Origin of the sequence: Citrobacter sp. Cpo090, assembly GCF_030332665.1 — a bacterium.
Lineage (GTDB): Bacteria > Pseudomonadota > Gammaproteobacteria > Enterobacterales > Enterobacteriaceae > Citrobacter > Citrobacter portucalensis.
Genome location: NZ_JAOWHK010000025.1, coordinates 660,529 through 679,698, shown reverse-complemented (window position 1 = coordinate 679,698; position 19,170 = coordinate 660,529). Strand labels below are relative to the sequence as shown.

At 47.6% G+C, this 19,170-nt stretch carries 18 protein-coding genes and 2 tRNA genes; 10 read left to right on the top strand and 10 right to left on the bottom strand.

Going from position 1 to position 19,170, the window contains the following annotated elements:
- Positions 1 to 95: 95 nt before the first annotated feature.
- Genes OGY83_RS05820 through OGY83_RS05810 form a run of 3 tightly spaced genes read left to right on the top strand, consistent with a single transcriptional unit; the run spans position 96 to position 2,891 of the window.
- A complete protein-coding gene (locus OGY83_RS05820) occupies positions 96 to 1,151 on the top strand; it encodes an ABC transporter substrate-binding protein (protein WP_286635450.1) in 1,056 nt (351 codons plus the stop codon).
- On the top strand, positions 1,138 to 2,142 hold the full coding sequence (locus tag OGY83_RS05815; protein ID WP_123267088.1) for a FecCD family ABC transporter permease: 1,005 nt from the start codon (positions 1,138 to 1,140) through the stop codon (positions 2,140 to 2,142). Before OGY83_RS05820 ends, OGY83_RS05815 begins: the two co-directional genes overlap by 14 nt.
- Positions 2,139 to 2,891, top strand: coding sequence for an ABC transporter ATP-binding protein (locus tag OGY83_RS05810; RefSeq protein ID WP_286635449.1), 753 nt, complete (start codon positions 2,139 to 2,141; stop codon positions 2,889 to 2,891). The genes OGY83_RS05815 and OGY83_RS05810 overlap by 4 nt, the downstream gene beginning before the upstream one ends.
- Here OGY83_RS05810 and OGY83_RS05805 read toward each other — a convergent pair.
- From OGY83_RS05805 to OGY83_RS05785, 5 genes are all read right to left on the bottom strand, one after another.
- Positions 2,878 to 3,600, bottom strand: a complete 723-nt coding sequence (locus tag OGY83_RS05805) for a substrate-binding domain-containing protein (RefSeq protein WP_286635448.1) — start codon at positions 3,598 to 3,600, stop codon at positions 2,878 to 2,880. The genes OGY83_RS05810 and OGY83_RS05805 overlap by 14 nt on opposite strands.
- 182 nt (positions 3,601 to 3,782) lie before the next feature.
- Positions 3,783 to 3,859, bottom strand: a tRNA-Val gene (locus OGY83_RS05800).
- Positions 3,860 to 3,863: 4 nt separating this feature from the next.
- A tRNA-Val gene (locus OGY83_RS05795) sits at positions 3,864 to 3,940 on the bottom strand.
- Between the two features lie 675 nt (positions 3,941 to 4,615).
- Entirely contained in the window at positions 4,616 to 4,882 is a 267-nt protein-coding gene (locus OGY83_RS05790; RefSeq protein ID WP_286635447.1) for a hypothetical protein, read from the bottom strand.
- A 369-nt stretch (positions 4,883 to 5,251) separates the two neighbouring features.
- On the bottom strand, positions 5,252 to 6,166 hold the full coding sequence (locus OGY83_RS05785) for a LysR family transcriptional regulator (protein ID WP_286635446.1): 915 nt from the start codon (positions 6,164 to 6,166) through the stop codon (positions 5,252 to 5,254).
- Positions 6,167 to 6,268: 102 nt separating this feature from the next.
- Between OGY83_RS05785 and OGY83_RS05780 the strand changes: the two genes are divergently transcribed.
- Positions 6,269 to 7,183, top strand: coding sequence for a DMT family transporter (locus OGY83_RS05780; RefSeq protein ID WP_191233576.1), 915 nt, complete (start codon positions 6,269 to 6,271; stop codon positions 7,181 to 7,183).
- Positions 7,184 to 7,453: 270 nt separating this feature from the next.
- Entirely contained in the window at positions 7,454 to 8,044 is a 591-nt protein-coding gene (locus tag OGY83_RS05775; RefSeq protein ID WP_286635445.1) for a GNAT family N-acetyltransferase, read from the top strand.
- Positions 8,045 to 8,138: 94 nt separating this feature from the next.
- Here the strand turns inward: OGY83_RS05775 and OGY83_RS05770 are convergent, their stop codons facing one another.
- The gene (locus OGY83_RS05770) at positions 8,139 to 8,525 is read right to left on the bottom strand and encodes a VOC family protein (RefSeq protein ID WP_043017911.1); all 387 of its coding nucleotides are present in this window, start codon (positions 8,523 to 8,525) and stop codon (positions 8,139 to 8,141) included.
- Between the two features lie 163 nt (positions 8,526 to 8,688).
- Between OGY83_RS05770 and OGY83_RS05765 the strand changes: the two genes are divergently transcribed.
- Complete coding sequence (locus OGY83_RS05765) at positions 8,689 to 9,537, top strand: alpha/beta fold hydrolase (protein WP_286635444.1); 849 nt, start codon at positions 8,689 to 8,691, stop codon at positions 9,535 to 9,537.
- A 351-nt stretch (positions 9,538 to 9,888) separates the two neighbouring features.
- Here the strand turns inward: OGY83_RS05765 and OGY83_RS05760 are convergent, their stop codons facing one another.
- Positions 9,889 to 10,191: an AzlD family protein gene (locus OGY83_RS05760; protein ID WP_286635443.1), complete on the bottom strand. Its 303-nt coding sequence runs from the start codon at positions 10,189 to 10,191 to the stop codon at positions 9,889 to 9,891.
- Positions 10,181 to 10,936 (bottom strand): AzlC family ABC transporter permease, encoded by a 756-nt coding sequence (locus OGY83_RS05755; protein ID WP_223116640.1) that lies wholly within the window; start codon positions 10,934 to 10,936, stop codon positions 10,181 to 10,183. Before OGY83_RS05755 ends, OGY83_RS05760 begins: the two co-directional genes overlap by 11 nt.
- Positions 10,937 to 11,037: 101 nt before the next feature.
- On the opposite strand from OGY83_RS05755, the gene OGY83_RS05750 reads away from it, so the two are divergent.
- Entirely contained in the window at positions 11,038 to 12,417 is a 1,380-nt protein-coding gene (locus tag OGY83_RS05750; RefSeq protein WP_286635442.1) for an aminotransferase-like domain-containing protein, read from the top strand.
- A gap of 43 nt (positions 12,418 to 12,460) precedes the next feature.
- On the opposite strand, the gene OGY83_RS05745 is transcribed toward OGY83_RS05750, so the two are convergent.
- The gene (locus tag OGY83_RS05745; RefSeq protein WP_194212110.1) at positions 12,461 to 13,375 is read right to left on the bottom strand and encodes a LysR family transcriptional regulator; all 915 of its coding nucleotides are present in this window, start codon (positions 13,373 to 13,375) and stop codon (positions 12,461 to 12,463) included.
- 114 nt (positions 13,376 to 13,489) lie between these two features.
- On the opposite strand from OGY83_RS05745, the gene OGY83_RS05740 reads away from it, so the two are divergent.
- The 3 genes from OGY83_RS05740 to OGY83_RS05730 all read left to right on the top strand — a co-directional run bounded on the left by OGY83_RS05740 (position 13,490) and on the right by OGY83_RS05730 (position 17,857).
- A complete protein-coding gene (locus OGY83_RS05740; protein WP_194212111.1) occupies positions 13,490 to 14,632 on the top strand; it encodes a M20 family metallopeptidase in 1,143 nt (380 codons plus the stop codon).
- Positions 14,633 to 14,739: 107 nt separating this feature from the next.
- Complete coding sequence (gene dcuC / locus OGY83_RS05735; protein ID WP_286635441.1) at positions 14,740 to 16,122, top strand: C4-dicarboxylate transporter DcuC; 1,383 nt, start codon at positions 14,740 to 14,742, stop codon at positions 16,120 to 16,122.
- A gap of 40 nt (positions 16,123 to 16,162) precedes the next feature.
- Positions 16,163 to 17,857, top strand: a complete 1,695-nt coding sequence (locus OGY83_RS05730) for an NAD-dependent malic enzyme (RefSeq protein ID WP_286635440.1) — start codon at positions 16,163 to 16,165, stop codon at positions 17,855 to 17,857.
- A gap of 116 nt (positions 17,858 to 17,973) precedes the next feature.
- Here the strand turns inward: OGY83_RS05730 and trpS are convergent, their stop codons facing one another.
- Positions 17,974 to 18,978, bottom strand: a complete 1,005-nt coding sequence (gene trpS, locus OGY83_RS05725; RefSeq protein ID WP_079937790.1) for a tryptophan--tRNA ligase — start codon at positions 18,976 to 18,978, stop codon at positions 17,974 to 17,976.
- Positions 18,979 to 19,170: the final 192 nt, after the last annotated feature.

Below are 19,170 nucleotides of genomic sequence, written 5' to 3'. Positions count from 1 at the left end.
GGTTTGGTGCGATGCATGATGATAATGGGTTGCCAGTCATCACGTTATATAATTTAATGCATATCGTTTTTACTCCTCTATTCAGATGGTATCCCATGTTAACTTTCCGCTCTTTTGTGCTGGTATGTGCCAGCATGTTGTTTGCGTTTTCTGCTCAGGCCGACCGTACGATCACCGATCAGCTTGGTCGACAGGTCACGATTCCTGACCATGTGGACAAAGTGGTCGTGCTGCAACACCAGACGTTGAATATTCTGGTCCAGCTCAATGCCCAGCAGGACATTGTTGGTGTGATGTCGAGCTGGAAAAAGCAGCTCGGGCCTGAATTTGCGCGCTTTATGCCGACGATTACTACATTGCCGACACCGGGCGATCTCACCAGCGTGAACATCGAAAGCCTGTTGGCGATTCATCCACAGGTGGTTTTTGTTGCCAACTATGCGCCAGCGGAGATGATCCAGCAGATTCAGAACGCCGGTATTCCTGTCGTGGCTATCTCATTGCGCAAAGATGCCGACGGGCAACAGAATAAAATGAACGCGACCATGGCCAATGAAGAGCAGGTCTACAACGAAGGGTTGAAGCAGGGTATTCGCCTGATTGCGGATGTCGTGGGGCGCAAACCGCAGGCTGAAACGTTAATCGACTACGTTTTTGCCGCACGAGCAAAATTCAATGCGCCGGTGGCAAACATCCCGGATGCGCAAAAAGTCCGTATTTATATGGCTAACCCCGACCTGATGACTTACGGCTCCGGGAAGTACACAGGACTGATGATGCAGCACGCGGGGGGATTAAACGTGGCGGCTGCCAGTGTGAAAGGTGCCCGTCAGGTTGCGCTGGAGCAGGTATTAGCGTGGAACCCGCAGGTGATTTTTGTCCAGGATCGCTATCCGCAGGTGGTAACTCAGATCCTAAACGATCCTAACTGGCAGGGGATTGATGCGGTGAAAAATCATCGCGTCTGGTTGATGCCTGAATACGCCAAAGCCTGGGGCTACCCGATGCCGGAAGCGTTGGCGATTGGTGAACTGTGGATGGCTAAAAAACTGTATCCGGATGCCTATAAAGACGTGGACGTTGATGCGCAGGCGCAAGATTACTATCAGCGTTTTTATCGTGTGAACTGGCAGTCTGATGCAGCTAAGTAACCGTATTTTGCCCCAGCAACCGCTCTTAATCGTTGTGGTCCTGTTGCTGGGTGTCAGTTCGCTATGCCTCGGACAATATCCGCTGTCGCTAAGCGAGGTGTTTTACCACCTGACGCACTATAACGACGCTGAGGGAATAGCCAGCCAGGTGATCTGGACGGTCAGGCTACCGCGTATTCTGATGGCGCTGCTGGCGGGGGGCGCGCTGGGGTTATGCGGCGCGACGTTGCAAGGGGTATTTCATAATCCTCTGGTCGACCCGCATATTATCGGTGTGACGTCGGGGGCGGCCTTTGGTGGAACGCTGGCCATCCTGCTCGGTCTTTCGCCCTGGCTGATGATGGGGTCAACGTTTTTCTTTGGTCTGACGGCGTTAATCCTGGTGTATGCCATTGCTGCGTTACAGGGGCTTGAGAATACGCTGGTGTTGATCCTGTCGGGTATCATTTTGAGCGGCTTTTTTGCCGCGCTGGTGAGCCTGATCCAGTATCAGGCTGATACCGAAGAGACGTTACCTAATATCGTGTTCTGGCTGCTGGGCAGCTTCGCGACGGCCAACTGGCATAAAGTACTGCTGTTGGCGGTTCCGGTCGGTATCGCCGCGACGGTTTTGTACCAGCTACGCTGGCGGATAAACCTGTTATCGCTCAATGACAAAGATGCCAGAGCACTGGGTGTGGCGGTGGTTCCTCTGCGACGTAGCGTTTTGGTGTGCTGCGCATTTTTGGTCGCTGCTCAGGTGGCGGTCAGCGGCAGTATTGCCTGGGTTGGATTAGTGATTCCTCATCTGGCGCGTTTGCTGGTGGGGGTTGATCATCGTCGTTTACTGCCGTGCGCCTTCTGGTTAGGGGGCGGATTTATGATTGTGGTGGATGATATTGCCCGCACCCTGATGCACGCGGAGATACCGCTGGGGATCATTACCGCATTATTCGGCGCGCCGTTGTTTGCTTTCTTACTCATTCGTACCAGCCGTCGGGAGAAATCATGATACCTGCCGCACTGCGTGTAAATCAGCTTACTTATGGGTATCGCGCACCGCTATTTGAACCGCTAACGTTCTGTTGCCAGAAAGGTGAGATCTGGGCTGTGCTGGGACGCAACGGCCTGGGTAAAAGTACACTGCTCGATACGTTAACCGGCACGCTGCCTGCTTTAGGCGGGAGTATTGAAAATAACGGTGGGATAGGGATTGTGGTACAGCATAGCCATCTGCCGTTTCCGTACACGGTCAGCGACGTGGTGCTGATGGGGCGAGCACAGCACGTGAAGCTTTTTGCGCAACCCAGTCCGCAGGATCAAAAAAGAGCAATGCAGGCGTTAGAGCAGTTGAATATCGCGCATCTCGCCTCAAGCTCATTTGGCTCACTTTCTGGCGGGCAGCAACAGTTGGTGATGATTGCCCGGGCTCTGGTGACGGAGTGTCAAACGTTGTTACTTGATGAACCGTGCTCCGCGCTGGATCTCGCCAATCAGCAGGTGGTGCTCCAGCTCATCAGCGATCTGGCCCATCAACAGGGATGCAGCATTCTTTTTTCGACCCACGATCCGCTTCATGCGTTACAGGTTGCTTCCCATACTTTGCTGCTACTCCCTGAAGGAAAATGGCGGGCTGGGGTAACGGACAGCATTGTGACGGAGGAGAATTTATTCCTGGCCTATGGCTTAACGCTGAGAAGACTCAGCGTGGAGAACTACCAGACGCCGTTTATCGCACCGCTGTTTTCTATTCGTCGTTAAGCGGTAAGAATCCTGCGGAGGTCAGGAACGCCTGCCCGCCGCGGGAGAGAATGAATTCAACCAGCGCCACGACTTCTTTGGATGCTTCAAGCACCGCCAGTTGGTATTCGCAGCGAATATTGTGCTCATCAGGAATAGCTACGTAATGTATGTCGGGCATCGCGCGCAGCGCGTGTGCGTAATGCGCGTAACCGATAAACAGATCGGCCAGCCCCTGGCGCAGGATCCAGGCGCTCGCCAGTTCTCCTTGCGGGATTTTTACCGTATCACGACCGCCAACCAGCGGAATAGCGCGCGTCCGAAGTTGTTGCCCGAGTCCTGGTTCCAGTACATCCATATTGTCGAAAAATGCCCAGGTATAGTCTCCGGAAGGGTCGCAGCCGGGCGTTGATGTGCCAGGTCGCAGCGTTGGGTCGCGGAGTAAATCCAGCCAGGCGCCGGTTCGATTGCTGACCAGACGCAGTTTGTTCCAGCAAAAGGTGTGCGTAGAGACGGCTTTATTACGTGCTAACAGGTTTTGTGGATGTTCCCGGTTGGCCGAGGCGAAAAGCGCACACGGTTCTCCCGTTTCAATACGCTCACGCAATAAACCGGCCGGGCCATATTCAACTTTGACGTCTATTCCGCTCTGGTGCGCGAACTGGTTTATCAGCGGGGTAAATGCCGGGCGTAAACTGCCCGCGGCGAACAGGAGGATGGAAGAGGGCATGGTATCCGGGCTCTGACGAAAGACATTATACGAAGAAGATGAATAATACGCGTTGAGCATGGAATTTAGAATGATTTAACGCAATGCTATTGAATCATCATGGGAAATGATAAAACTAGGATACAAACTGGAGATAAAAAGAGAATTTCGAAGGGAAATAGCACCAAACCAAAGATATGATTTGGTGCGTCCGAGTGGACTCGAACCACCGACCCCCACCATGTCAAGGTGGTGCTCTAACCAACTGAGCTACGGACGCAAGATGGTGCGTTCAATTGGACTCGAACCAACGACCCCCACCATGTCAAGGTGGTGCTCTAACCAACTGAGCTATGAACGCAACGTTGTAGGTGACAACGGGGACGAATATTAGCGGCACAGACCGAATGAGGCAAGAGGGAAATAGCATTTTTCTTCCCGATCTCACGCGATTGCAGAGTAATTAAGCAGGTTGATTATATTTTGTTGATTTTGCAGCGTGTTTTTTATTCAGGCTGTGTACTGGTGGCGTAATGGGGGCATCGGGACGGTGTCCTGTTGTTCAACATACTTACCTGATTCCGCATAACGGCTGCTCGTTTTATATCGCTTTCCCAGCTGTATGGAAAAGACCTTTTAGAGAAGTGCGGTTTCTTTTCCCTCGATTGCAGTCCAGAAACGAAGACAAATCGGATAGAAAACTGTTTTGTCTGTCCATACTCGCGATGATGGAGAACGTTATCTGGCATGGTCTGTATCTCGAATTTGTCCGCTGAATGCGCGCAAAAGCCCAGTCAACTGGATCTGGACTTCTCAGACGGTGTTTAATCAGACTGGAAGCGGTAGGACGGGACAGTCGTGGTTAAATGTTATCCGAGAAAATTGGTGTAAAAAAAAAGCCTGCACGGGCACGGACTCGAACAGGCACAAAGAAGAGATTTTGAACTTATTATAATGAGGCACAAAATAAGATAGTGATATCTTACTATCTATTCATTGCGGCCATTTGATTGAAAAACTTAAGCATAACCATAATTTATTCAATCTCACTGCTGAGCTGTATGCCATCCTTGTTGTTACCTGTATGCTCAAACTCCCACTCAACATCCCGACCCTGGTACTGAGGCATTACTTCCCCCTTATCGACACTTGTAACAACCTTGTATGACTCATTTTTCCATAACCCCGTCTGAGGACAGATTTGACCTGATGTTGACTTCGATGCGGGAGGTGTTGCCTTATCATTAAGGTAGTTAAGACTGTCAACATAACCATAACCAACACGATTTACCGAAGAAATCATAATAACTCCATATAATTATCCATAACACATATATAAATGCGGTTATAAACTCTGTTAATTAACATTGTGAGGATAATTAGTTGATGCATGTCACAAAAAACTGTCCGTTCCAGCCATTCAGTAATGAGTGAGCGCCTCTCGGTATGCGCGTTTTTCATCAGTAGTTTGGGGGTAAGCAGGAACTGCTCATTCTTAATTTTTCATGAGACGTTCCCCGGTAGCTGGGCTCACGTAGATATCCGAATCAAAAGGGCGGGTATTCCATAACGTAGAGGTCGTAATAGCACTGGCAGAAGGTTGTGTACCCTGGGACGGAGCCTTACGTATATTCATTCGTTAGTTTCCCTGAACGGATTTTTAACAACGCACTTAGCTCTTACCCTCAAGTCTCACAATCAGTGAACGTAAAAAATCCCTAAATCGTTGAGCTGGAGCTGGCAGTGGTTGTCCGGCGTTGGTGACCACGCCGACGTCCATGTAGGTGATACAGTCTTCAATCGTCCGACGAATGACGCGCTGACCGTTTAGCGACCAAGGGCGATAGACCAGGTCGGATAAGATGGTGATACCGTTGCCCTGGGCGACGAGACTGCGCACGGCTTCAAAAGAGTTACTGCGAAAGTGGATGGAGGGCTGATAGCCAGCGTGCTGCCAGACATTGGTGATCACCGCGGGATATTGATCGGTTTCGAGCATCAAAAAGGGCAGCTTGACGATATCCCGCAGGCGGATAACAGACTGACTCAATAAAGCATGGCCTGGGGCGATCCACAGCTGGCGCAGCGAGCGAATAATGGTTTCGACCTCCAGGTCGCTGTCGCGCTGAATGTTTGATGTGAGCAGTAGACAAAAATCGACCTGCTGCTGGCGCAGAGTAGCCAGCAGGTCAGGAGCCGTGGCCTCGAAATAGTCAATTTCCAGTAAGGGGAAACGGTTTTCAATGTCGCTCAGCATCTCCGGTAGCAGGTAAGCCGAAAGCGTCTGAGCTATCCCTATCCGCACCTTTCCGGTAGTCGTTTCCGGTTGGCGATGCAAATCCTCCAGGGCGATGTGGCTGTTGCTGATGATCGTACGGGCATGCGCCAGAAAGCGTTCCCCGGCCAAAGTGAGCCGAATGCCTTTTGGCTGACGCAGGAAGAGCTGTGCATCAAGTGCCTCTTCCAGATTCCGTAACGCGACAGTCATGGAAGACTGCGAAACGTGACAACGGCTGGCAGCTTTAGAAACTTGCAATGTTTCTGCTAATGCTATGTAAAATTCAAGTTGCCTTAGGGTAAATTTCATAGTTTAAAACGATGCCATTTGAGCAAAACTTTATATTAGCATCTCCATTTTCTTCGCGGTAATGTTCCAGGGAACAAAAATGTATTATTAAAGGGTATAGCTATGCCTTATTTATTACTCACTCTCGCCGCGTGCTTTTGGGGTGGGAATTATGTGGTAGGACATCTATTGGTCAGTCTTGTTGACCCTGTTCTATTATCCTCTGCTCGCTGGATCTTCACTGCCATGTTGCTGGTAGCGCTTTACTACAGGCAGATTCGCGGGCAGTGGAATGTTATGCAGAGTTCTTCTCGCATAATCATCTTCCTGGCTTTGTTTGGTCAGGTATTATTTCCACTGACTCTGTACATTGGTCTGCAATATACTTCCTCACTTAATGCTGCCATTTATTTGTCTACGACACCGGCATTGGTTTTATTGATCAATAAAACTATTTTCAAAGAAAAAATAACAATTCAGAATATCGCTGGAGTTATTATCAGCTCTTTTGGTGTGGTCTGTCTGGTGATGCAGGGGGATTTATGGCACCTGGATACCCTAAAACATCTCAATCGTGGCGATCTGTGGACGATGGGCTCAGCAGCAAGTTGGGCGGTATATTGCGCGTTTCTACGTCTTAAACCTCGTGAAGTAGGGGGAAATGCGTTTGTGGCCGTTAGCGCGACGATAGGTGCCGTAATGCTTCTTCCAATATTGATTTTCTCTATGGCAAAAAATGGTATTCCGCCGCTTGCGGAATTTAGTCACGGCGGGTTAGTTATTGGTCTGCTGTACCTGATCATTTTTCCGTCGTGGCTCTCGTATTTGTTGTGGAATAAAGGCATTCAGGCGATTGGCGCGACGCGTGGAGAAGTGTTTTCCCATTTCATTCCGCTGAGTGGTGGTTTATTTAGCGTGATGTTTCTCAGTGAACCATTACATTTATATCATCTGGTCAGCGCGCTACTGATTGTCTGTGGTATTGCACTCTGCTCAGGCAAATCAGCGAAACGAGCATTCAATGCTATCGAGCCATAAATAAAACGCACTGTGACAAACGTCACTTCCGCTTCTGGCATGGGACGGACAGTTTTGGAGACATCAGTTGAACTCACAGCGAGGAACGGACGTTGACGACTGTTATCACCGCACGGGGAAATGACTAACATTGTCATATATTATGAACGGTGGGCAGATAATAGCCTCTTGATTAGTCGATTATTACATGCAAACGGAGCATAGTAAGTCATTCGGTACAGGATTATGCAGCCCAATCTATCTACAAAAAAGAACTGTGAGGCCACAAATATGACTCCTACTTTACAAGGATCTCTTGTAACGCTCCGTCCTCTGCTTAAGACTGATGCTCAACTATTGATTGATGCGGCTCAAGATGGGGAACTTTGGTCCCTGCCATTTACGGTGGTTCCGTCTGCTGACACCGCTGATTCGTATATTCAGAAAGCCTTGAAGGGGCAGGCCGAAGGCACTGTCATGCCGTTTGCTGTAACGCTCTCATCCGACCAACGTGTCATTGGGTCAACGCGTTTCTGGAAGATTGATCGTGAAAACCGAAAACTCGAAATTGGTCACACCTGGTATTCACAAAGCTGGCAAAAAACAGCTGCAAATACCGAGAGTAAACTGTTACTGCTGCGATACGCCTTTGAGCAACTTAAGTGTGTTCGCGTTCAGTTTACGACTGATGTATTGAATGAGCGTTCTCAGGCTGCCATTCTCCGTATTGGCGCGGTCCAGGAAGGCATCATCAGAAATGAACGAATTATGCCTGATGGTCGAAAACGTACTTCCATACGATACAGCATAATTGATGATGAGTGGCCGCAGGTTCGGACCAACCTTGAGCGCCGCCTCTCCGGTTACAGGAAAGAGAAATAACTCTAGATTTTGCGGACAGAAGGTCTGCTGTGAGCGAGGAGCAGACGTTAAGCTTGCAGCAAGGTGGTGGAAACATAGCAATATTTATTGGGGGTTATGTCCATGCCTTGTTTTGCATGACCACTCTATATCCGTTGTGGTCAACAAATGTCTTTCCATTAACATCCCAATAGGGATTGAAAGACGTTGATACTCTGAAACCAGCGTCGATCATTCTTTCGCAGGCACGCATCCATTCAATTTCATCCGAATAATAAAGAACGAGTAAATCCTCTTCAGTATGCAAGGGTTGAACGGGATGGTTATGGCAAAAGGTGAATTCTATATGCCATTGTAAGTCTACCCGTCCTAACATTATTCCATTGAAACCGTCATGATCGTTGAATTCAGCAATTTTATGCAGACCCAGACCTTGGCTATACATCAGAAAAGACCTTTCGAGATTGGTGACGGGTTTGGCAATACGCATATGAGTAAACATCTGGGATTCTCCAGGGGTAGATACAGCTTTAACGTTGAAATCCTGGCTGAGTCTACATGTGATTACGCTTTTCATTTGTCCATAAGAGCCCCTGCAATCTCCTGCTAAGACCTGTTAACGGCACGCTTCTGGCATAGACAGCTTCGAGCGAGGAGCGGAAGTCATGCCATTATTCGTTGTAACAGCTTGTCTGGAGACGTGTATGCTTTCTGTTCACTCTAAAGTTAAAGGGGCGTATATGCCACTTACGTCAGGAATACCTCAGTTGTCATATGTTGCAGAAGGAAAAGGGCCACTGGTTATAATGCTTCACGGTCTGTTGATGGAGGGAAAGTCATGGTTTGAAAATGGATTTAGTTCTGTTTTTAGCCCATTTTCCCACGTTGTTTGCCCAGATCTTTTAGGCCATGGTGAAAGCGAAAAATCACGAGTGGAGGAGTTATATACACAACAAAATCAGGCATTATCTATCGTAAAAATTATGGACGACTTGGGTTATGAAAAAGCGAGCGTCATAGGTTACTCCTCTGGCGCATGGGTTGGATTAGGATTGCTGAATCATTATTCAGAACGACTTAACTCAATTGTATTAGGTGGATGGGACTTCATGAATGGCCTTCCGGATACACCTGAAGGCAAACTTAGTTTTGATATGTTTATGTCTTATGCAAGATGCACAGCACCAGAACTCACCTCTGGGATTTCGATGGAGGCTCAAGAAAGTGCACGATGCTTTTTCAATGAACTAAGAAAATATCGCAGAACAAAAGAAAGTTTATTTCCTAATAAAACACCAATACTGATTTGGGGCGGTGCCAGCGACCCTTATTACGCATCTATGGTTGAGACAGCACAACAACATGGATTATCGATGATCACTGGAAAGGGAGATCATTTGAGCGAATTGAGCAATCCTAATAAATCATCAACACATGAAATTTTTAGATTTATTGAATCTCATGAGCCCTCAAAATCACCTGTCACTTTTTCATCAAAATATAAATCACAGTAATACCGCCAAAGTCCGCTCTTGGCACTAAGCTGCCGTCGATAAGGTTTAAAGGGCAGCTTTGTGCAAAAAGCGGATAGGCACTGATTGTCTGAGTGATTGTAACCCTCGTGTTCTTCAGTCTGGCAAAAATGAGCGGCTATAAAACGGCTACATTTTGTAGAAAACTAATTTTTTATTTTTGTATTACCGTAAAATAAATATCCATAAGGAATAAGGTAATTATAACAATAGTAGTGATAAAAACAGCTAAGCGTTCTTTTTTTATTGGTGTCGGCACGGTTAATTTCTTCTCAGGAAAAATCATTTATACCACGGGTTTTTGAATAAATTATTACAAACTTATGAGGGATGTTATCCAAGGTAATGACGTAATATAAACGCAGCTAATACACCACTAATTACCGTTATTGGCATTGAAAAGCGCATTGCTATAAATAATGTTATACCTAACGCGATCAGATCAGCAGGTGCTCCGGATGCAAAGAAAGGAGCGATAAATGCCAGCATGACGCAGCCCGGTGATGATTTAAGTACGGCCATCGCTCTCGGAGTGAGAACCCGGTTGCGTAATATCAGGTAGGCTGTTACACGGGTTGCATAGGTGGTCAATGCCATCAGTACAATAGCAATAACGGTCTGATAATTAAGCATCATCACCTCCCATTAAGGCAGCCGTCACGAGTCCCGCCAGTGGACCGGCAATGACATACCAAAGGCCGGAAACAAAATGGCACACCGCAACTGAGACGAGTAAACTGATTATCCATGGCACGGCTTTTCGCCAGCCATTCCACATACCTCTGACCAATACAAGGAATACAGCCGGGAAGGCCATATCAAAACCATATTGATGAACGTCGCCAAGTACCGGGCCAATTAACGCCCCGAAGGTGGTGCAGAAAACCCACATCGAATAAAATGACAACGAAACGCCCAGATAATAGGGCATGCTAAAATACACTGTGTTTTTATATTTTTTGCTGTGTGCGTCATTATAACTCAACGCCCAACTCTCATCCGTCATTAAAAAAAGCGCCGGTAAGACTTTTCGTTTCGGAAAGCGAGAAAGCAGCGGTACCAGCGTTGCGCCCATTAAAATATGGCGACTGTTAACCAACAGTGTCACCGCCATGATCAGTAGAAAAGAGGGTGGGGATGTCCAGATCTGTATCGCAGCAAACTCAGATCCCCCCGCAAAATTCAGTCCTGTCATCAGCGGGACTTCCAGATTACTGAGTCCCTTATGGCTTGCCTGAGCGCCCAACACCAGAGCAAAGGGGATTACACCTAGCAGGACTGGCAGGCCATCTTTCAGACCGCGACGAAACTCTTTTGCCGTACTACCAGCCTCATCCTGAAAGGCGATGTCTGTCCTTACATCAACTTGCTGCTCACTCATTCTTTTGGCTCATTTCAACATTTCAAAACCTGGCGTCAGAATAGAAGATGTGACACTATGAGTAAATATAAATAGTGTCACATTACACTTTTGGTGATTTTATGCGTGAACGTTCCCCCTGGCTGCCCAGACTTGCACATAACAGCACATCTCCCACTGACCAACTGGTACAGGCGTTGTCAGAAGATATCCTTTCGGGCTTACTGAGCCATGGCGCGCGCTTACCAGCACACCGTAATTTAGCGGATACGCTTGGCATAGGGCTGGGTACCGTAACGAAAGCGTACGGTATCCTGGAGAAACGCGGGCTCGTCAGGAGCGTTAAGGGTAGTGGCATGTTCGTTGCCCTGGCAAATTCACGGAACAGAACGTTTATCGACCTGTCACAGAACACGCCTCCAGCAGCATTAACGTCCCGCTCATTGAGCGCGACGTTAGCCACCATCGCCCGTCGACCGGACATGGATATGTTTAATTCCTATGCTCCGGCTGTGGGGCATGACGAACATCGACGCCTACTTGCGCAGTGGTTCAGCGGGTTAGGAATCCCGGCAGATTACCGACAACTTATTTTAACCAACGGCGCTCAGCATGCGCTTTCTGTGGCGTTATCAACCGTCTGCGAACCTTTTGGGCGACTGTACGTTGAGGCGCAGACATATTCAGGGCTGATTCAGCTTTCGCGGTTACTCAAACTCACGTTAGTGGGGATCCCTATGGATGACGAGGGAATGGACGTGTCCGCCCTGGAACGTAGTCTGGATGAACATGCAGAAAAAGGTGGTGCGGTATATGTCACACCACTGCTACAAAGTCCTTCGACTCGAATTATGAGCCTCGGCCGTCGCCAGGAACTGATCCGGGTTTGCCGGGAGAGAGGAGTAACGATCATCGAAGATGACGTTTACCGGCTGGGACGTGATACGGAATTACCGCAAATAGCGAGATTAGCTCCTGATATCACCCTGTACGTTAACAGCCTATCTAAAATTCTGAATCCGGCACTGCGGATTGGTGGGCTGCTGGTACCGGAGACGTTATATTCGCGCGCGGAATCCATGCTAAGAGCCACGGCGATGATGGTCTCCCCGCTGAGCAGTGCTATCATGGAGCAATGGTTGATCGATGGAACGGCAGAAACTGTCACCCTGGCCATCGAACACGAAACGAAGCGTCGTTATGAACTTGCGACAGACATTCTGGGGGCGCATGTTTATCGTTCAGGGCAGCCCAGCTTTCATATCTGGATGCCGTTCTCACGAGAAGAAGCTCAGTCATTCTACAAAGCTGCGCTGGCGGTGGGCATAAAAGTAACTGCACCGGCATCCACTGAAGTGAGTGAACGGTCGGATCAGTCCGGGATCCGTTTGTGTATCGGCGGAACGGAGTTTGACCAGTTAGCGCAGGCATTGTTAACGCTCAAAGAAATTGCTGAGCAGCTTAAACTGCAACCAGACCCTTTTCCTCTTTTCAGATTATGAATGAATTGCATCTGGTTGATAAACTGTGTGATGTTACGCATTCCTACGTGCTGGAATCACTTAAATAATTACACAGTAACTTCCATAAGTAATGCGCTGCCGGTGTAAAACGATGATCAGAACTGCGCAATACATGCCACTGACACTCTCTGGCAATATGATGATCAATCGGTATCGCCACCAATTCCCCAGGATAAGAATTAGCATTAGCGGTTTGTTCAGTCATAAAAGCAATCCCTAGTCCCGCACTGCACAGGGCTATTGCACTGGTAAACAAATTACAGCAGTAGGATGGCCTGAATATAATTGCTTCATCACGAAACATCGCGGTGAGATATCGCTGAAGTCCAAAATTTTCATGCATAGCGATCAGGCGATGCTGGGAAAGCTCCTGAAGGGTTACCTTCTTTAAGCCAGAAATAGCGTGATCTTTCCTGACAATTGCACAAATGGCTCCCCGATTATAGCTATATCGTTTAAGTGCCGGTTGTCCAACGGGACCAAATCCCACGGCCATATCCACTTCACCTCTTGCAATGAGCTCCATCGATGTTTCCATGTTGCCAGAGGTGATATCGACAAACACATTCGGGTAGATTTGGGCAAAATCACTCACGACGTGGGTAATGATTTCCTGGACCATCCCTTGTCCAACGCGCAACGTAACGGTCCCTCCACGCATATGGCGCATATCGCTGAGTTGTCGCTCAAGCTCATTGCGTTTTTGTTGAGTAATGGCGTAATCATCAGCCAGTAATCTTCCTGCCTCGGTGAGGACAACGTTACGTCCTCTTTTTTCCAGCAATGGCAGCTGTATCGTTCTTTCCAGAAGAGCGATTTGGCGACTGACAACAGAAGGGTTAAAGCCAAGGATGTCGGCGGCTCTGCGGATCCCACCGTACAATCCGACCATATATAAATAACGAATCGCTTTTTCTGGATAGGTGCTCAATGTCATGTTTTTGCCATTATTGTTGACCTGAAGGCAACAATATTAGCATAGGTGCCTGATTCTTTTTCAATCGCAATTCGTTACATACTAACCGTAAATACCTATACGGAGAGTGTGGCAATGAAGAGCGTTGTTAATTACTTACAGAAACATACTGACCAGATCAGGGAAGATATCAGTGATTTGGTACTGGCTGAGTCTCCTTCTACGGATAAAGCTGCTGTTGACCACTGTGGTGATGTTTTAAAGGCTATTTTCGAAAAGCGTCTGGGCATTAAGGCAGAAACAGAAAACCAGGCACACTATGGTAATCAGTTAAAATTTATGCTGGGAAAAGAGGGGCCACAAACCACAATTTTGGGGCATTTCGATACGGTATGGGATAAAGGGATACTCTCACTTCGCGAAGAAGAGGGTAAATGGTATGGCCCGGGGATCCTCGATATGAAAGCCGGGATGGTTCAGTCGATCTGGGCGGTTCGTGCGCTAAAAGAGCTCGGGCTGCTCAACGATAAACGCATTGTTTTCCTGTGCAATAGTGATGAAGAACTCGGAAGCCCAAGTTCGAAGGAATGGATTACCCGTAATGCGATAGGATCTGAGCAGGTATTGGTTGTTGAACCCGCAACAACTCACGGTGACTTAAAAATCGCCCGTAAAGGGACTGGCCGCTACCGGATTGCTATCACAGGGCTTGCTGCTCATGCAGGTAATAATCCCGGTGAGGGGGTTAGTGCTATTGAGGAAATGGCTTTTCAGATCCTCAAATTGCGAGAGTTGAATGATCCTGAACGCGGCACCACCGTTAACGTTGGTATTGTACGGGGAGGGACTCGGGTCAATGTCGTCGCGGATCATGCCGAATTAGAAATTGATACCAGGGTTGAAAACCAGTCAGAAGCCGCACGGATCCATGATGCTATCACCCGTTTGACCCCTCATTTGTCGGGTAGCCAACTCAGGATTGAAGGGGGTCAAACTCGCCCACCGATGGAACGTTCTTCAGCTTCCGAGCAGCTATTTGAAAAAGCGCAAAAAATTGCAGAAATGCTGGGAATTACGATTTCCGCTAAATCGGCTGGAGGGGGTAGTGATGGAAACTTCACCGCGGCGTTAGATATCCCTACATTAGATGGCCTTGGCGCGACAGGAGCCGGTATCCATGCGCTCCATGAGCATATATTACCCGAAAATATCATTACCAGAACCGCACTGGTTGCTGGAATGATGCTTAACGATATTAATTCAGATGAAAGGACATAATTTCATCTGAATATATTATACATACTCAACTAAATTATTATCCTCATATAACAGCTGTGGTTATATGGATTATTAATATTTTGATGATTAAATAACGGAGCATATCCATGAGTGCTTTCATTATTGCGATACTTATTACTGCTATTGCAGCCTGGTTAATTATAAAAAATTACCAGCCGCAAACTATTCTGCTATTGGCTGGACTTTCTCTTCTGACAATTACAGCCATTTTTTACCCTGAAAAAAGTATATTATATGGAAATGCAAAATCTACGGGGTCTGTTTGGATTGATATATTTGCCTTTGTAAAAAGTTCATTATCAACGCAGGTGGCAGGGATTGGTTTGATTATTATGGCAGCTGGTGGTTTCGCCAGTTATATGGATCATATCAAAGCGTCAAAGGCGATGGTTGACGTCTGTATCCGGCCGCTGGAGGCTTTAAAAGCACCTTACCTGATCCTTGCCATCGGCTACATTTTTGCGCAATTGCTGCATGTTGCCATCTCCAGCGCTGCAGGCCTTGCAATGTTATTGCTGGTGACATTTTTCCCCGTTTTGGTTCGGCTTGGGGTCAGTAAGGCAGCTGCCGCGGCTATGATTGGTATGTGTGCCTTTATGGATCTTGGGCCAGCCGTTGGTACGGCGAATTTAGCTGCTGAATATGCGGGCATGGAAACAGCACTGTATTTTGCTCATTATCAGATGCCGGTAGCTGCGGCGGTGATGGTTGTCGTTGCTATATTAATTTATTTTACGGCGAAATATTTTGACAAAAAAGATGGTCATGTTGTTGTGTCGCAACATGCTGTGCAACCTGAAGTTGCTGAAAAAGATGACACGCCAGCACCTAAGTTGTACGGATTATTGCCCATTTTTCCTGTCGTTCTGGTATTGGTATTCAGTCCGTTGGTTATTGATACCATTAAAGTTGATGTCGTAACTGCAATGGTTATCGGAACTCTTGTTGCCTTTATTTTTGAGTTATGTGTAAAACGAAACTTTAAAGAGTGCTGCAAGGGTGTGCAAGTCTTCTTTAAAGGCATGGGGAGTATGTTCACCAGTATTGTGTCATTACTGGTATGTGCCGAAATCTTCGCCCAGGGATTGCAAAAAATTGGTGCAGTGGACTATTTACTTGATGCGACACATAACGCTGGCTTTGGCTTCACCAGCATGACAATTGTAATGGCATGTTTGGTCGGGGTAACGGCCGTACTGACAGGATCGGGGGTTGCAGCCTTCTTTTCGTTTGCCGGTATGGCGCAGTCTATTGCAACAAAGTTTGGTATGAACGCCGTACATATGCTGCTGCCGATGCAACTGATGGCAGGAATGGGACGCGCCATGTCGCCTGTAGCCGGCATTATTATTGCCGTCAGTAAATCGGGTGAGTGCTCCCCATTTATGATCGTACGCAGAACGGTCATTCCGGCACTGGGTGGAATCATAACGATGTTAATCGCTAATACGATAATTTCCAGCATGTAATAGTAACTGAATACGGAAGATATTTATCTGGATGAACACTATGCTAAATGAAACTGTAGATAACTTGCTCTATATTCCCTACTCAGGTTCTGTTCTACTCGAATCTCCTCTTCTTAATAAAGGGAGTGGTTTTAGCGAAGAGGAGCGAGTGGTATTCAATCTGGAAGGACTGCTTCCCAACGCAGTTGAAACAATTGAGGAGCAATCTCATCGAGCATATCGCCAGTTTAGCGATTTTAAATCTGCTATTGCACGACATATTTACCTCAGGAATATTCAGGATACTAACGAAACGCTATTCTATTATCTGGTGAGCAAGCATTTAGTAGAAATGCTACCTATTATTTATACGCCAGTTGTTGGTCATGCGTGTGAACACTTTTCTGATATTTACCGCAGGGCCAGAGGTTTATTTATCGCTTGGCCAGATCGCCATAAAATCGATGATATATTGCACAATGCCACGAAACAGCATATTCGTGTTATCGTCGTCACCGATGGCGAACGAATCCTGGGACTTGGGGATCAAGGTATTGGCGGCATGGGGATCCCAATAGGGAAACTGTCTTTGTATACCGTCTGCGGCGGTATAAATCCGGCAAATACGTTGCCCATTCTGCTGGATGTTGGTACCAATAATTCTCAACTGCTAAATGATCCCCTTTACATGGGATGGCGTCACCCAAGAATTACCGGGGAAGAGTATTTTGAGTTTGTCGATATGTTCATTAACGCGGTTAAACGTCGATGGCCTGAGGTCCTACTTCAATTCGAGGATTTTGCACAGCAAACGGCACTTCCTCTTCTGGAGCGATACAGAGATGAGATGTGCTGTTTTAATGACGATATCCAGGGAACTGCTGCCGTTGCGCTAGGATGCCTAATGGCGGCAAGCTCAGTCTCCGGTCGTTCATTATGCGAGCAAACAGTGGTATTTCTGGGGGCAGGATCGGCTGGTTGTGGTATTGCTGAACACATTGTTCAGCAGATGATCGCTGAAGGCTTGTCTGAAGTAGAAGCTCGCGCCAGAATTTTTATGGTGGATCGGTTTGGATTGTTGACTGATGACCAGGCAAACCTTCCACCTTTTCAGCAACAGCTGTCGCAGCCGCGAACGATCGTCGAAAGCTGGGGTGTGGAAAGCGAAAAAATGACGCTGATGGATGTTGTTTGCCATGCGCATCCGACGGTGTTGATAGGGGTTACCGGTCAACCAGGCTTGTTTAGCGAAGCTGTTATTAGGGAAATGTACCGCCACTGTAAGATCCCAATAATTATGCCGTTATCCAATCCAACTTCACGGGTCGAGGCGAGGCCGGAAGATATCATTGAATGGACAGAGGGAAACGCCATTGTTGCAACGGGAAGTCCATTTAATCCCGTAATATACAAAGGGAAGGAATATCCAATTACACAATGCAATAATGTTTATATCTTCCCTGGTATTGGGCTAGGGTGTCTGGCAAGTCGTGCCACACTAATTACGGAGAATATGTTAATAACGGCAAGCCGCACGTTAGCTTCTTTTTCGCCAATGAAAGTCAATAAAGATTCTTCATTATTACCGGATATTAATAATATTCAGGAAGTAACAAAAGCTATTGCCTTTAATGTTGGCATTGCAGCGCAATGCGATGGTGTAGCCATTCGTATACCTGAAGAATCATTACGAGGCAAAATTGACGAGATTTTTTGGCATCCGCAGTATCGTCAATACAGACGTACCTCATACTGACGTTAATCAGCAATACGGGAACCGGCCCCCTTCATAGAGGGGGGCTTCTGATAGCTCCCGGCGATTGTTATTTGTCGGGAGTTATCTTTATTTATCGAACCCGTTGTTATCCGAGATCAGAACACCGGCAAACCCAGTCCTTGCTTCACTTCTTTTAATGTCTGCTGTGTGACGTCGTGCGCCTGTTCGCTGCCTTTTTTAAGCATCGCCATCAGCATACCTTTATCCTGGATGTAGGTTGCGCGCCGCTCGCGCATCGGGGCGATGAGCTCTTGCAAGCATATTTCCAACTCGTTTTTGCATGTCCGGTCACCCAACCCACCGCGCTGATAATGCGCTTTCATCTCCGCCACTTTTGCTTTATCCGCATGAAAAGCGTCGAGGTAAGTGAATACCATATTGCCGTCTATTTGCCCTGGATCGGACACTTTTAAATGATTGGGGTCGGTGTACATTGCGCTGACCGCGCGGTGAATGGTTTCTTCGCTGGCTGACAGGAGCAATGTGTTACCAAGCGATTTTGACATTTTGGCATTCCCGTCGATCCCTGGCAGGCGGCTGGTTTCACTCAGCAGCGCTTTGCAGTGTGATAAGACGGGGGCCGGTAACAGGCTATTCATCTTATGCACGATTTCGTTAGTCTGTTCAATCATTGGCAACTGATCGTCGCCGACGGGAACGACTTCGGCTTTGAAGGCTGTAATATCTGCCGCCTGACTGATGGGATAAACCAGAAAGCCAACCGGTAATGAGCGGGCGAACCCTTTCTGCGCAATTTCGTTTTTAACCGTAGGATTACGCTCTACGCGAGCCACGGTAACGATGTTCATATAAAGCGCTGTTAACTCAGCGAGGGCAGGCAGTGCCGATTGCAGACAGATGGTGGTGAGTGACGGGTCTATTCCTGCGGCGAGATAGTCGGCCAGCACTTCGGGAATATTGTTGCGGATCTTTTGCGGTGTGCTGCCGTTATCGGTCAGCCCTTGCAGGTCAGCCACCAATATAAACTGCTGATAATCGTGTTGCAGCGTGGCGCGCTGGCGCAGTGAGCCCACATAATGGCCGAGATGCAACGGGCCGGTGGGACGATCGCCGGTGAGGATGATAGTTTTGTTGTTCATGTCAGACTCCTTAGTCATAAAACCGAAAGGGGTCTGTAAATGCAAATAACCGCCTTTCGGCGGTTATCTAAAAATGGGGGAAACACATTCTGACCGCCTTTAAGAAGGCAGCCACCACTGGTTGTGATTAAAAGCGGTGATATCGTTTTTTGTGTTCATCCAGTTAACATATCACCACCTGGCGTAGAGGTA